The 13,576-nt window shown below is 66.0% G+C and carries 11 protein-coding genes; 5 read left to right on the top strand and 6 right to left on the bottom strand.

The window, feature by feature from the left end; all coding sequences use genetic code 11:
- Together ACJ8AN_RS13895 and ACJ8AN_RS13900 are read left to right on the top strand one after the other, a co-directional pair.
- The coding region (locus tag ACJ8AN_RS13895) for a cyanophycinase (protein WP_407755813.1) at positions 1 to 885 on the top strand (885 nt) is incomplete at its 5' end.
- Positions 882 to 1,490 carry a glutathione S-transferase family protein gene (locus ACJ8AN_RS13900; RefSeq protein ID WP_407755814.1) on the top strand — a complete coding sequence of 203 codons (609 nt, stop codon included), beginning with the start codon at positions 882 to 884 and terminating at the stop codon, positions 1,488 to 1,490. The genes ACJ8AN_RS13895 and ACJ8AN_RS13900, both read left to right, overlap by 4 nt.
- Positions 1,491 to 1,560: 70 nt before the next feature.
- On the opposite strand, the gene ACJ8AN_RS13905 is transcribed toward ACJ8AN_RS13900, so the two are convergent.
- Entirely contained in the window at positions 1,561 to 2,874 is a 1,314-nt protein-coding gene (locus ACJ8AN_RS13905; RefSeq protein WP_407755815.1) for a hypothetical protein, read from the bottom strand.
- Between the two features lie 239 nt (positions 2,875 to 3,113).
- Between ACJ8AN_RS13905 and ACJ8AN_RS13910 the strand changes: the two genes are divergently transcribed.
- On the top strand, positions 3,114 to 4,259 hold the full coding sequence (locus tag ACJ8AN_RS13910) for a nitrous oxide reductase family maturation protein NosD (RefSeq protein WP_407755816.1): 1,146 nt from the start codon (positions 3,114 to 3,116) through the stop codon (positions 4,257 to 4,259).
- A 77-nt stretch (positions 4,260 to 4,336) separates the two neighbouring features.
- Here ACJ8AN_RS13910 and ACJ8AN_RS13915 read toward each other — a convergent pair whose 3' ends face one another.
- The gene (locus tag ACJ8AN_RS13915) at positions 4,337 to 5,413 is read right to left on the bottom strand and encodes a pectin acetylesterase-family hydrolase (RefSeq protein ID WP_407755817.1); all 1,077 of its coding nucleotides are present in this window, start codon (positions 5,411 to 5,413) and stop codon (positions 4,337 to 4,339) included.
- A gap of 596 nt (positions 5,414 to 6,009) precedes the next feature.
- On the opposite strand from ACJ8AN_RS13915, the gene ACJ8AN_RS13920 reads away from it, so the two are divergent.
- Positions 6,010 to 6,795, top strand: a complete 786-nt coding sequence (locus ACJ8AN_RS13920) for a hypothetical protein (RefSeq protein ID WP_407755818.1) — start codon at positions 6,010 to 6,012, stop codon at positions 6,793 to 6,795.
- Here the strand turns inward: ACJ8AN_RS13920 and ACJ8AN_RS13925 are convergent.
- Complete coding sequence (locus ACJ8AN_RS13925) at positions 6,758 to 6,994, bottom strand: hypothetical protein (RefSeq protein WP_407755819.1); 237 nt, start codon at positions 6,992 to 6,994, stop codon at positions 6,758 to 6,760. The genes ACJ8AN_RS13920 and ACJ8AN_RS13925 overlap by 38 nt on opposite strands.
- A 103-nt stretch (positions 6,995 to 7,097) precedes the next feature.
- Positions 7,098 to 7,982 (bottom strand): hypothetical protein, encoded by an 885-nt coding sequence (locus ACJ8AN_RS13930; protein WP_407755820.1) that lies wholly within the window; start codon positions 7,980 to 7,982, stop codon positions 7,098 to 7,100.
- 86 nt (positions 7,983 to 8,068) lie between these two features.
- On the opposite strand from ACJ8AN_RS13930, the gene ACJ8AN_RS13935 reads away from it, so the two are divergent.
- Positions 8,069 to 8,503 carry a hypothetical protein gene (locus tag ACJ8AN_RS13935; RefSeq protein ID WP_407755821.1) on the top strand — a complete coding sequence of 145 codons (435 nt, stop codon included), beginning with the start codon at positions 8,069 to 8,071 and terminating at the stop codon, positions 8,501 to 8,503.
- A gap of 256 nt (positions 8,504 to 8,759) precedes the next feature.
- On the opposite strand, the gene ACJ8AN_RS13940 is transcribed toward ACJ8AN_RS13935, so the two are convergent.
- Entirely contained in the window at positions 8,760 to 10,178 is a 1,419-nt protein-coding gene (locus ACJ8AN_RS13940; protein WP_407755822.1) for an ATP-dependent nuclease, read from the bottom strand.
- Between the two features lie 423 nt (positions 10,179 to 10,601).
- On the bottom strand, positions 10,602 to 13,487 hold the full coding sequence (gene uvrA, locus ACJ8AN_RS13945) for an excinuclease ABC subunit UvrA (protein WP_407755823.1): 2,886 nt from the start codon (positions 13,485 to 13,487) through the stop codon (positions 10,602 to 10,604).
- Positions 13,488 to 13,576: the final 89 nt, after the last annotated feature.

Genomic DNA, 13,576 nt, shown 5'->3' on the forward strand with positions numbered 1-13,576 from the left:
GAAGCGGGTGCGCGCATGGGGCTGATGGACAGGCTGTGGAAGACGGTCGCGGTGCTGGTGCTGGGGGTGTGGTTGGCGGGGTGTGCGGTCCAGCCGCGGGCGCGAGGCGGGCACCTGCTGCTGATCGGCGGAGGCTTCATGCCGCCGGAGGTGACGCAGCGCTTCGTGGAGCTGGCGGGAGGCGGCGAGCGGCCCGTGGTGGTGCTGCCGATGGCGAGCGGTGAGAGCCGGGCAGTGGGTGAGGAGCTCCAGGCGCAGCTGGTGGCCGCGGGGGCGAAGGACGTGCGGGTGGTGCACATCGACGAGCGCCGGGATGCCCTGCAGCCCGAGGTCGTGGAGTTGGTGAGGCACGCGGGCGGCGTCTTCTTCTCGGGGGGAGACCAGAACCGCATCTCCCAGCGGTTGGTGGACACGCCACTGTTGGAGGCCCTGCGCGAGCTGATGGCACGAGGGGGCGTGGTGGCGGGCACCAGCGCGGGCGCGGCCTGCCAGAGCGACGTCATGTTCGTGGGCGAGGGCGATGAGACGGTGCTGCGCGCGGAGAACATCGTCACCACCCGGGGCATCGGGCTCTTGCCAGGTACCATCGTGGACTCGCACTTCGTGGCGAGGCGGCGGCAGGGGCGGCTGATGAGCCTGGTGTTGGAGCACCCGGACCTGCTCGGCCTGGGCATCGACGAGGCGACGGCGGCGTGGGTGAAGCCGGACGGGACGCTCGAGGTGCTGGGGCGGGGGTGGGTGGTGCTCTATGACGCCTCGTACGCGCGGGTGGTGCACACCCAGGACAAGCGGCAGTCCGTCTCGGGGCTGCTGCAGCACGTGCTCGTCGACGGCCAGCGTTTCAATCTCCCCCAGCGGACGGTTCTTCCCTCAGAGACCCGATGAAGCTCTATTACTTCCAGCAGTCCCGTGCCACCCGCGTCCGCTGGATGCTCGAGGAGCTCGGCGTGCCCTACGAGCTGGCGCCGGTGGACATGAGCAAGGGCGAGCACAAGCACCCCGGCTATCTCAAGGTGCACCCGATGGGCTCGCTGCCGGCCATCGAGGACAACGGTGTCCCGATGTTCGAGTCCGCCGCCATCATCATGTACCTGGCGGACAAGTATCCGGAGAAGAGGCTCGCTCCCGCCGTGGGCACTCCCGAGCGCGGCGAGTACTACCAGTGGATCCTCTTCGCCATGACCGAGGCGGAGGCTCCGCTCGTCACCATCGCACAGCACACCCGTTTCCTCCCGGAGGCGGAGCGGTCTGCCGCTGTCATCGAGCGCTCCAGCAAGCGCTTCAAGGCCGTCGCCGCGGTGCTCGAGGAGCGCCTGAAGGGCCGGGAGTACCTCGTCGGCAACAGCTTCACCGCGGCCGACGTCGTGCTCGGCGGCGTGCTCTTCCTGGCCAGCCGGGTCGGTCAGCTCGGTGACGACCTGCCCACGCTGAAGGCCTACTCCGCCCGGATGCTGGCGCGCCCCGCCGCGAAGAAGGGCTACGGCGGATAACCCCGGTTGGCCCGAGGGTCGCTCCCGCGGGGCTGGTGGCGTCTCGAGCTGGCGCGGCCCCGTGGGCACATCAGGGGACGAAGGAAGCCAGGTCCGGGTACAGGGACTGGAACCGGCGCAGGAACTGTTGCTTCCGCGCCGGGGAATATGGCGCCTCTCGGATGGACTGCTGGACCCACTCCCGCTCCTGGGTGGTCGCGGCGAACTGGAGCGCCGCGAACAGCTCCACGGGGCAGTCCATTCGCAGGGTGCGCGGCGCGAGCGGCGGTGACACCGGGCGCGCGGGTACGGAGGCGAGGACGGCGTTGATCGCTGAAACCGCCGCGCGCGCGTAGCGCTCCCCGAGGCGGGCATACTCCGGTGTCCGGAGGAACGCGGGCAGCTCGTTCTCCTCGTGCTGGATGGCCGCGCCGAACGGATGCGCCCCCGCGCTGGCGAGCAGCAGCCGGACGGCCTGCCATGCCCAGCCCGCCCGCAGCATCGGCTCGGCCGAGTCCGAGCTCAGGAACGCATACCGCTGGTGGAGCAGGAAGTCCTCGTCGGGCTCGGGCCTCCATCGCGGGTGCTTCGGACGTTGCGGCGGCTTTCCTCTCTTCGCGCGCCCGGCGTCCACCTTCCGATGCTTCCGCTCCCTCACGTCCTCCTCCGCCTGGAGCCTCGCGTCCATGGCGTGCTTGTCCTCCAGCTCGCGAGCCAGGAAGCGCTCCTCGCGCAGCGACACGGCCGAGCGCAACGCGGGCTCGTCGAGCTCCAGCGTGCGCAGCACCCACTCCGCGCCCGACAGCGAGCCGAGGAACTCCCGGTCGCCCTCCGGAACCTCCGTCCGGAGGTGGCGGGCGAAGTCGGCCGTGGCCTCGCGGAGCTCCGCTTCCGCCACGTCGAGCGCCGGGACCTCGGGCAGGTGGGTGACGGGATGAAGCTGGAAACAGTGCCGCCACAGGCCGGACCCGTGCTGCTCGAAGTACGCCCGCTCCTCCTCGCGGGTGACGCCGAGCGAGTGCGAGTAGCCCTCCACGCGGTCCCCGAGCTCCACCACCACGTCCGGCAGCGGGTCCGGTGATGACCCGGCGTCCTTCCGCCACACGGTGGCGTCGAAGGGGACGAAGGCGCGCAGCCGCGTTGCGCCCCGGGCCCTCAGGTGCTCCACCCAGCCCGCGAACGAGCGGGTGAAGTCGCCGTCCACCGGATAGCCCGGGAAGTACTGGTGCGTCGTGTACGCGAGCAGTCGTGGGAACTCGAGCGGGTCGGGGCACAGCGGCTGACCGGAGAGCCGCTCATTGCCATGGACGACGTACTGGAGCCTCTTGGCGAAGCCGACCCAGTGCGGGCCTCCGCGGCCCGGGACGCGTTCGTAGTAGGAGACGTGCGGCGCGAACGAGCTCATCGCGAGGAACCTCCGCGCGCGAGCGTCGCAGAGGCAGTCCTTCCGAGCCAGCCTCCAGGAGCCCCCAGCCATGAGGAGTGCTCCCGCTTGGGGGGGGCACCTGGCCGGCGTGCGGAGAGGGCGGGCGCCTGGAGAAGCGTCGGCGTGGCGAAACCACCCTCCGCCCCTGGGACGAACTTGGCGTGAGGCCACCGCATCTCCACGATTCCCCGCCGCGCCGACGTGCGACGGGAGGAAATATGTCCAAGAGAGCATTTCAAGCACTGGCCGTGCTGGGGGCGCTGTGGCTTCCACTCACCGTGATGGCCGAGTCCCGGACACGGACGCTCTACGTGGCGAACAACGCCATCGACAGTGCCACCTGTGGAACGAGCAACGCTCCCTGCCGCTCCATCAGCCGTGCGATCGACAATGCTCGCGATGGAGATCGAATCCTCGTCCGTCCCGGGCGCTATGGAGACTTGAACGGCGACGGAGATTTCAACGACCCCGGCGAGGAGGCGGCGGAGCCCGGGTTCGGTTGCAGATGCATGCTCCTGGTCGACAAGCGCCTCGTCATCGAGTCGACGGATGGCGCGGCGGTCACCCTGCTGGACGCTGGCGGTGCTCGGTTGGACGTCGTCAACATCACCGCGAGCCAGGTCGTCTTCGGGGGAAATGACAGGGGCTTCACCCTGACAGGAGCCCGGAAGACTGGCGACGATGACGGTATTGGACTGGATGTCCAGGCAGCTCGTGGCGTGCGAGTGATTGGCAACATCGCCCTGGGCAATCGCAGCTTCGGCTTCAACATCCGGGGAAGCCGTCACACGGTCCGGAACAACATCTCCAGCGACAACGGGCACGGGTTCTCCCTCGCGGCCACCGAGGAAGAGCACCTCATCGTGGGCAATGTCGCCACCTCCAATGGGAATGAGGAGGAGTTCGGTCACGGCTTCCTGATCTCGGGTGAGCGCCAGTCGGTCACGTCGAACAGGTCCATCGGAAATGATGGCGTCGGCTTCTTTCTCTCCACCTCGGACGGCTCGCGCTTCGTCTTCAAGGAGAACGAAGCCCTCGGAAACAGGGGCGTGGGTATCTGGGTGCAGCAAGGCCCTCGGCTCGAGCTCCACGGGAACGACATCTTCGGAAACCTGGGCGAGGCGGTGGGTGGCTTCTTCCCGCCACTTCCCAACTGTGGCCTCGCCAATGACTCCGGCAGCACCGTTGATGCGACCCGTAATTTCTGGGGGGCGCCGACCGGACCCGGCCCGGACCCGGCCGATGATGCGGGGCCGGGATCCATTTGTGACCGGAATGGCACGACGATCGTGACGCCCTTCCAGACCCGGCCGAGCACGCTCAAGGGCGAGCCTCACCTGCTCGGGGATGAGGACAACGGCTGACGCCCCTCGGCGCCGGTTGGGAAGCACCTCGGCTGGCCGAAGTGTCCCAGGAGTTGGCTTCACGGAGATGCGCCGCGCTACGGCTCGAGCGATTGCCAACTCGCGTCGTCCCGGACCATCTGGCCCAGCCAATCGGTGAGCTTCACGCCCTGCGCCGGGTGGGCATCCGGGCTCCCGAGGAAGGTGTGGAACTGGCCCTCCACGACGTAGGCGCGGAAGTTGGGCTGTGGTTCGAGGACGTCCGTCAGTGTGGTGTTCAGCGCGGTCTGGAAGCTGTCGGCGCTGAGCGAGAAGTAACTGCGGATGACCGAGTCCTGGGTCGAGGAGAGCAGCGCGATGCGGTCCTGGGGAAAGCGCTGGGCCAGGTGCTTCATCGCCTGCGACAAGTCATCGCGGCACTCGGGGCAGGTGGGCTCGAGCGCCTTGTCGAGCCGCCACGATTGGTACCACGCCTCCCGGAGGCTGCTCGAGATCGCGTCGCCCTTGAGCGGCGGACCGGAGTCATCGACGAGGTAGCCCTGGGCGTTGGGGAAGGTGGCGCGGAAGAGGTCATGGTCGAAGGCGGCGCCGAACCCGCCGGCGCTGCTCCCGCTCACCACGAGCTTCTCCGGGGAGAAGGTGACGCCGAGCCGCTGGAGGTAGGCGGCGAGGTTGGCGCGGCCGACGTGGTGGTAGGTGCGGGAGGCGCCGGAGCTGCTGTCCTTGTAGTCGATGACATTGTCGCCGGCATGGACATCGCCCGTGCAGTAGGGGACGAAGACCAGGTTCCAATCGGCGAAGGGATTGTTCGGCAGGGCGCGGTTGAGGATGGTGCCGCTCAGTTGGCGGGAGAGCACCTGGAACTGGGCCTTGCCGAAGGGGCCGTGCGAGGCGGTGTTGAGCTGGAAGCAGGTGCTGAAGTCCCAGCAGGCGCCGCCGCCGTTGAGGAACACCAGGAGGTTCTTGCTGTCGCCCTTGTTCACGGCGATGCCCGTCGGCGAGCCGTCGTCGCAGGCCGAGTCGGGAAAGTCGACCCACGTCCAGGTGTTCTTCGGCGTGTCGATGGGCCCGCTGGTGGCCGGGGGCGTGGGGTCGGGCGAGCCGTTGCCGCAGCCAGCGATCGGGGTGGCGGCCAGGGGCAGGAGGAGCAGCGACAAGGCGAGGATTCGGCGCATGGGGGACTCCAGTCGGGAGCGCCAAGTATATGCGTGCCCGCGGGTCCGGCCGGTGCATCGGTGATGTCCGGACGCAAGAGCTTCGCGAACTCCGAAAGACGCTCGGGTTCTCCCAACTTCCCGTCCTTCACAATTTTGGAGAGATGGGTGTCGAGGAAGACGCGGTTGGAGGGGTGCTGCAACGTGTACTCGATGCCAATGGCCTCATGTGCGGCCTTGCCAAGAAATGCGCTCCAGGGCTCCCGGGAGTCCGGTTTGCGGCCTGGAAGCGTGAAGGAGGGTGGCTCCGCATGAGCGACGAGGGCCGCCACGAGCACCAGGAGAAATACCGCCAGCGTCCAGGTGCTCCGCGTTCTGGTTCCATGCTCTCTCCTGGCCAAACGTGCTCCTCCTGGTGCGGTGTGAGGTTGCGGAGGGAACCATGCGGGACTGGCCTGGAAAAGGTGTCAGGAGGGGAGGGCGGGCCGGGAGTGCACCCGGGGGGTAGGAAATCCCGGATGCACCAGGCACCTGCTGGATTCTGGAGTCGGGGCTCGGCTCCATGCGAACAAGAGCCTCGGGCCTCCGGTGGGTGGTGAGGCCAGCGAGGAGCACGCATGGACGAGAAGAAGAAGTCCGAGGGGGAGGCGCGGGAGCAGTTGGGGCCCTACCAACTCGAGGAGCAGATGCCGCAGGAGGATCTCAGCAAGGGGGAACTCTATCGGGCCACGCACGAGAAGAGCGGGGCCACGGCCCTGGTGTTCAAGCCCGCAGCCGAGGAGGACGCCGGGCTGACGGACTGCCGGGTGCGCTTCATCTCCTCGTCCGCGGAGAGCTACATGGCCCTGGAGGCGGAGGACTCCGAGGGGGCCCCCAACAGGAACTCGGTGGAGGCGCTGGTGCTCATGTTCGAGGGAGTGCGCAAGGGAGTGCGGCGCATGGCCCGAGCCTTCGACGATGAGCACGAGTCACGCCGCCGGTGGCGTCTGGGATTGGCGTGGGCGAGTGCCACCATGGTGTGTGTCCTGCTCCTCGCGCTGGTGAGTCGGGTCTCCGTGTCCCCACCGCCGAGTGACCCGGAGCCCCTGGCGAATACTCCGGCGGCGCCCACGAGCGACGAGGTGTCCACGGCAGGTGAGACTCTGGACCAGCCCACCAGTGGGTGGCTCGGCGACACTGCGGATGCTGGGGAATCAGTGGTCACCCGTCCGCTGCCGAAAGGGCCCTTCAAGGGGCAGAAGCGCCCTCCCTGTACTCGCTACACCGAGGTCGAACTCGTCGGCGGCTGCTGGATGACGCACGAACTCAAGGCCCCGTGCCCGGATGATCTCTACGAGCACCAGGGCAAGTGCTACGCGCCCACCTTCAGCGCCAAGCCTCCGCCCCAGTCGGTCGAGCCATGAGTGGAGTGGGTGCCTTCGCTCCTGGCGCCCGGTTTTCGTAGGTGTCGCAGGAGGACGGCTCGGCGTGCCCCTGCTTGTGGATTTCCACGGCCCAGCCGTAGTCCTCCTCGTTCTTGATGACCCTGGCCGTCCAGTCGTTCTTCCGCCAGAACGTGGGCTCCATGACTTCGGGCTCGGCAGGCGTGCGCTCGTCGCTCATGGGCGTTCCTCATACCCTCTGATTGCCATTTATCCTCGCTGCCCACCTTCGAGCACCCCTTTCCCGGCTCGGCCTGCGGGCTTTCAGCCAACCTGACACCCGGTTAGCGGGTCTCCGCCAGGCGGCGCTGCCAGTCGTCGAGCTGCTCCTCGGAGGGCACTTCGTTCTCGAGCAGCTTCGGATTTCGGATGAAGGCGTCCCAGTCCTCGGCTTCCCAGGTGTCAGCGAGGATGGCCTCCAGCCGCCCTTGCAGCTCCTCGTCCGAGGCTTCTCGCTCGACGAGGGCGCTCACCAGATCATCCACCTCGGCGCGGCGCGGCGCGGGCAGGTGGCGCTTGTAGCGCGTGTAGAGCTTCCAGTTGTTCATGTTCCACAACGTGGTGAGGTAGTGCAGGTGAAGTGAGAGCGTGGCCTGCTGACGGGGGCTCAATTTCCTGGGGGCGCCAGGGGAGGGCGCGACCGCGGGCTGGGCCGCAGGGGCGGGGGCCTCCGCCTCGACGAGCTCCAGCCCTGGCGCGAGCTGGCGCAATGCCTCGAGCTCCCACCCCAGCGGGATGGGCGGGACGAAGGCCAGCTTGAGAAGCCGCTCCACCCCGTGCTCCCGGAGCCACTCACGGCGCTGCTTGGGGGGGGCGGCGAGGCGGCGCCGTAGCTCCGCCGCGCTCCGGGCGGAGAGCAGCTTGTGCCCCACCCACTCCTCGAAGAGGCGCTCGTCCTCGGCACCGGGGCCCTCTGCCTCGTAGAGGGGCAGGTACAGCTCCGTCCACTGTCCCTCGGGCCCATTCACCTGCAGCGTCACTGCGGAGTCCTCGTCGAACCAGACGGTGAGGACATGGGCCCGGGCCTGGACGGCAAGCCGCCCGAGGTCCGGCTCACCCACTCCCACCGGGACGAACGAGGCCCAGGAGGGGTTCACCGCGAGCAACGCGGTGCGCACGCCCGTCTCCCCGAGCAGTGTCCGCGCCCGCTTCGCCCCGACCTTGCGCAAATGGAAGGTACGTCCTTGCTCACTCATGAAGACCGGGGTGTAGCGAGCCTCGGGAAGATGTCAAAGGACTCGTTCCAGCCCTGGAGGTGGAGGACTCCGAGGGGGCCCTCGACAGGAACTCGGTGGAGGCGCTGGCGCTCATGTTCGAGGGAGTGCGGCGCATGGCCCGAGCCTTCGACGACGACCACGAGTCACGCCGCCGCTGGCGCCTGGGATTGGCGTGGGCGAGTGCCGCCGCGGTGGGCGTCCTGCTCCTCGCGCTGGTGCGTCTGGCCTTCGTGTCCCCACCGCTAAGAGACTCGGAGCCCATGGCGAACACCCCGTCCGTACTCATGCCCGACGAGGTGCCCACGGCGGGCGAGACTCTGGACCAGCCCACCAGTGGGTGGCTCGGGGACACCACGGACGCTGGGGAATCAGTGGTCGCCCGTCCGCTCCCGAAAGGGCCGTTCAAGGGGCAGAAGCGCCCTCCCTGTACACTCGCTACACCGAGGTCGAACTCGTCGGCGGCTGCTGGATGACGCACGAACTCAAGGCCCCGTGCCCGGATGATCTCTACGAGTATCAGGGCAAGTGCTACGCGCCCACCTTCAGCGCAAAGCTAACGCCCCAATCGCTTGAGCCGTGAGTGGCGTGGGCGCCTTCGCTCTTGGCGCCCGGGTTCGCATGTCCTCCAGTTCGCTCCCTACGAGTCGTTTGACCCCCGAACCGTGGTACGGCACCAAAGTTCGGGCCCGTTTCGGGAAAAAGCGCCTAGCGCTGGATGGGAAAGTGGAATCAGCCCAAAGCCTCTTCCATCGCGTCGACAATCTTCTTGGCGTCTTGGGCGTTTAGGCACTTATCAACCCATACGCTACTCATGGCTCGCCAGATAGCATTTCCACCAAGAGCAAGAGAATCGCCGATCGACTTGAGCCAATTATGATGATCTGGCATGGTCATTGCCAGTTCTGCACTGTCAACAAGTTCTGAATGCGAACGGGATACCTTGAGTGCGATATCAGGCCACCCAATCGCTTTCAGCGCAGCAAAAACAACCCGTTCAGGCGCCTCATCACCTGGAAGCAAAAGGCAGCCGGGTGCCTCTTCTTGATCCCCATCCAAGAAAACCCGAGACGGCCGAGGGAATCGGCCGTTAGCAACCATTGTGCCCAAAGATTTTCCAACAGACGCTGCTCCATACGGTATTATTTCGCTGCGCTTGAGAATGCTGCGGGCGTGCTTTGCCAGCAACTCCTCGATAAGAATTTGAGCTTGCTCATCTTCGACGTAGATATCCAATTCGGGATGGCTCTCTTCGTCCATTTGCGTCATGGCGAAGAATGGGCTTACACCTATAACAACTTGGCGCCCCGACGGGTTGTTCATGATGTAAACTCGAGAGCCTGTTGGAAGTTCATCAAGAACGTACGGCGAATGCGTTGTGACGACTATTTGCAATTCGCTGAGTCGCGCAAGTTCTGCAAGATCCCTGATAAGTCGGCGCTGTGCTCTCGGGTGGAGTGAAGTTTCTATCTCGTCGATCAGGAGTAGTGAGTATTTGGGGACCTCGGTTTTCAAGAGGTCAGCGATGGTCGACTCACCCGCTCCTTGGTGAAAGCCCGAGTATTGCGTACCTCCTTCAACTTGCACTACCGGTACACGCCGCTCCACGTCGGCATCGGTTAGGGAGTGCTTGGCGAGGACATACTTTTTACCGACAATGGTGGAAAAGCGCTCCAGTGTTTCATTGTCGAATGGTGTCGCTTTGACCTCGGTTACATTTCCCTTTGCAATGCGTGCGTAGCCTATTTGAGATGAAATCGGCTGAATGCGCCTGAGGTCCAGATATCTTACTTCCCGTTCACGTCGTTCAGGGTTCCCTCTCCATCGTTCAGTGGGTTTGCGAATACTTCCAGCGATGGATTTGTTACCCTCTCTTACCGAATACTTAATGGCTGCATTTCGGATCTTGTCCCATGCAGTGTCAGGGAAGAAATCTGATGCAAAGTAGGAATACGGGTCGTTCGATTTGTAGACTGATGCGAGCGCTTGGAGAACGGTGCTCTTCCCTGCGCCATTTTCGCCAACGATTGCAACAAATGGAAAATTGAAATCCAATCGCTGACCTGACCAGCCACGGATGCCGTCAATTTCAAGCCACTCAAGACGCTTGGGCCATCCGCCGGTTGTCCACTTCTTCTCCAGCTTTCGCATCTCTTTGCTTTTCGTCAAGCAGCCCTCCGTAGTACGAATTGGGGGACGGAAACTTTCCCCTGCCCCAGTGTAATGGTGCGCCTATGGATCACGCCAGTTGCATGTCGGCGAAACTCGGGCGTGTTGGAGGGCACCAGCGCGCGGTAGCTGAAACTCGGACGCGTTGGAACTGCGCCACGTCGCACGCACCTTCACCTCGGGACGGTGGATCCGCCAGGACGCGACGGCAGTTAATGCTCGGGCCGGTGGAGAGCGCACCCCAGGGCCCGGAATCTGGGGCGCCTGAAGAGGTGTCAAGGACTTTACCGGCATCTTGGCACCGGTGTTCCACCGGAAAAACAAAAGGCCCCGTCTCCGGAAAACTTGGTACCCTGAAGAGTGGAGGTGGCGAAACTGGCCCGCCGCCTCATCATGCTCACACGCTCAGGCTGCGGGGGCGGCCTTCTCGGAGGGCTTGCGGCCCACGCGGTGCTTCCGTGACTTCGTCAGCACGTGCTTGAGGTAGCGCCCGGTGTAGCTCTCCTTCACTTCGGCCACCTGCTCGGGCGTGCCCGTTGCCAGCAATTGGCCTCCGCCCGCGCCGCCCTCGGGGCCCAGGTCGATCACCCAGTCCGCGCTCTTGATGACATCCAGGTTGTGCTCGATGACCAGCACCGTGTTGCCCGCCTCCACCAGCCGGTTGAGCACGTGCAACAGCTTGCGGATGTCCTCGAAGTGCAGGCCCGTGGTGGGCTCGTCGAGGATGTACAGCGTGCGGCCCGTGGCCACTCGCGCCAGCTCGCGCGCCAGTTTGATCCGCTGCGCCTCGCCGCCCGACAGCGTCGGCGAGCTCTGCCCCAGCCGGATGTAGCCCAGGCCCACGTCCTCGAGCGTCTGCAGCACGCGCATGATGTCCTTGTGCGCGCTGAAGTGTTGCATCGCCTCGCGCACGCTCATCTCGAGCACCTCGGCGATGTTCTTCCCCTTGTAGCGCACCCGCAGCGTCGCCTCGTTGAAGCGCTTGCCGTTGCACACCTCGCACGGCACGTACACGTCCGCCAGGAAGTGCATCTCCACCAGCTTCACGCCATCGCCCTCGCACGCCTCGCAGCGTCCGCCCTTGATGTTGAACGAGAAGCGGCCCGGCGTGTACCCGAACGCCCTCGCCTCCGGCGTCATCGCGAACACGTCTCGAATCGCGTCGAACAGCTTCGTGTACGTGGCCGGGTTGCTGCGCGGCGTGCGCCCAATCGGCCGCTGGTCGATGTCGATGACCTTGTCCAGGTGCTCCAGCCCGGTGATGGCCTTGTGCTTGCCCGGCACCTCGCGGCTCTCGTACAGGTGGCGCGCCGCGGCGGGGTAGAGGATTTCATTGATGAGCGTGGACTTGCCCGCTCCCGACACGCCCGTGACGGCCACGAACACCCCAAGGGGAATGTCCACCGTCACGTCCCTGAGGTTGTTCTCCTTCGCGCCCTGGATGACCACCTTCGTCTTGCCGGGCGGGCGACGCTGCTCGGGAATCTCAATCTCCTTGCGGCCGGAGAGGTAGGCGCCCGTGGAGCTCTTCTCGTTCTCCATCACCTGCGCCGGCGTGCCCTCGGCCACCACCTGGCCGCCCAGCTCGCCCGCGCCCGGCCCGAAGTCCACGAGCCAGTCCGCCTCCTCCATCGTCTCCTCGTCGTGCTCCACCACCACGACCGAGTTGCCCAAATCCCTCAGCCGCTTGAGCGTGGCCAGCAGCTTGCCGTTGTCGCGCTGGTGCAGGCCGATGGAGGGCTCGTCGAGGATGTAGATGACGCCCGTGAGCTCGCTGCCCATCTGCGAGGCCAGCCGGATGCGCTGGCTCTCTCCGCCCGACAGCGTGGACGCCGTCCGGTCCAACGTCAGGTACGCCAGGCCCACGTCCTCCAGGAAGCCCAGTCGGCTGCGGATCTCCTTGAGCAGCTCGGTGGCGATCTTCCGCTCCGTCTCCGTGAGCTGCATGTCCTTGAGCCAGCGCAGCGCGTCGCCAATCGTCTGATGGCTCAGCTCCACGATGGAGCGCCCGTGCACCTTCACCGCGCGGCTCTCCGGCTTCAGGCGCGCCCCGTCGCACGTGGGGCACGGCTTGTCGCTGAAGAACTTCTGGTAGTAGGTGCGCATGGCCTCGGACGTGGTCGTCTTGAAGCCGCGCATCAGCTTGTTGACGAGGCCCTCCCACTCCATCTCGTAGCGGCCGCCGTCTCCCCACTGCACCGTGAAGCGCTTGCCCTCGGCGCCGTACATGAGGAGCTTCTTCGCCTTCGCCGTCAGCTTCGCGTACGGCGCGTCCAGGTCGATGTCGAAGGCGTTGGCCAGGCTCTCCACGAAGTCCGCCGTCCAGCCCTCGCCTTTGTTCATGCCGCTCGCCCACGGCTCCACCGCGCCCTCGCGCAGGCTGCGCGACGGGTCCGGGACGATGCGGTCCGGATCCATCTCCGCCTTCGTCCCCAGGCCGTTGCAGTCCGAGCACATGCCCAGCGGGTTGTTGAAGGAGAACGAGGAGGGCGACAGCTCGCCGAAGGACAGGCCGCACGTGTGGCAGGCATTGAGCTCGCTCATGATGCGATCGCTCGCCGGGTTGCCCGTCTCGTCCGTGATGATGAGCATGCCCTTGCCCTCGCGCAGCGCCGTCTCCACGGTGTCCGTGAGCCGGGTGCGGATCTCGGGCTTGAGCACCAGCCGGTCGATGATGAGCGCGATGTCGTGCTTGGACTTCTTGTCCAGCTCGATTTTCTCCTCGAGGCTCTTCACCTTGCCGTCGATGCGCGCGCGCGAGAAGCCGCGCTTGAGCGCCTCGGTGAGGATGTCCTTGTGCTCGCCCTTGCGGTTGGAGACGACGGGGGCGAGCACCTGCACCTTGGTGCCGGTGGGCGACTCCATCAGCGTGTCGACAATCTGCTGGGCGCTCTGCTTGCCCACGCGCTTGCCGCAGTTGGGGCAGTGCTGCACGCCCACCGAGGCGAAGAGCACGCGCAGGTAGTCGTGCACCTCGGTGACGGTGCCCACCGTCGAGCGCGGGTTGTTGCTCGCCGCCTTCTGCTCGATGGAGATGGTGGGGGACAGGCCCCGGATGGTGTCGTACTTGGGCTTCTCCATCTGCCCGAGGAACTGCCGCGCGTAGGCCGAGAGGCTCTCCACGTAGCGGCGCTGGCCCTCGGCGTAGAGGGTGTCGAAGGCGAGCGAGCTCTTCCCGGAGCCGGAGACGCCGGTGAACACCACCAGCTTCTTCTTCGGAATCTCCAGGGAGATGTTCTTGAGGTTGTGCTCCTTGGCTCCTCGGATGGAGATGACGTCGGGCTCGGACATGGGGCGCGGTCTACCACTGAAAGGGCGCGCAGGTAGGGGGTTTGTGGCGCGCGCCGGTGGGATGATTCAGAGGGAACGCGGTTGCAGGG

Origin of the sequence: Archangium sp. (assembly GCF_045802675.1) — a bacterium.
GTDB lineage: Bacteria > Myxococcota > Myxococcia > Myxococcales > Myxococcaceae > Archangium.

Coding starts and splice junctions, on each gene's coding strand:
- ACJ8AN_RS13915 (WP_407755817.1), bottom strand. CDS start 5,413: ATGCGCCGAATCCTCGCCTTGTCGCTGCTCCTCCTGCCCCTGGCCGCC.
- ACJ8AN_RS13900 (WP_407755814.1), top strand. CDS start 882: ATGAAGCTCTATTACTTCCAGCAGTCCCGTGCCACCCGCGTCCGCTGG.
- ACJ8AN_RS13925 (WP_407755819.1), bottom strand. CDS start 6,994: ATGAGCGACGAGCGCACGCCTGCCGAGCCCGAAGTCATGGAGCCCACG.
- ACJ8AN_RS13920 (WP_407755818.1), top strand. CDS start 6,010: ATGGACGAGAAGAAGAAGTCCGAGGGGGAGGCGCGGGAGCAGTTGGGG.
- uvrA (WP_407755823.1), bottom strand. CDS start 13,487: ATGTCCGAGCCCGACGTCATCTCCATCCGAGGAGCCAAGGAGCACAAC.
- ACJ8AN_RS13905 (WP_407755815.1), bottom strand. CDS start 2,874: ATGAGCTCGTTCGCGCCGCACGTCTCCTACTACGAACGCGTCCCGGGC.
- ACJ8AN_RS13940 (WP_407755822.1), bottom strand. CDS start 10,178: ATGCGAAAGCTGGAGAAGAAGTGGACAACCGGCGGATGGCCCAAGCGT.
- ACJ8AN_RS13910 (WP_407755816.1), top strand. CDS start 3,114: ATGTCCAAGAGAGCATTTCAAGCACTGGCCGTGCTGGGGGCGCTGTGG.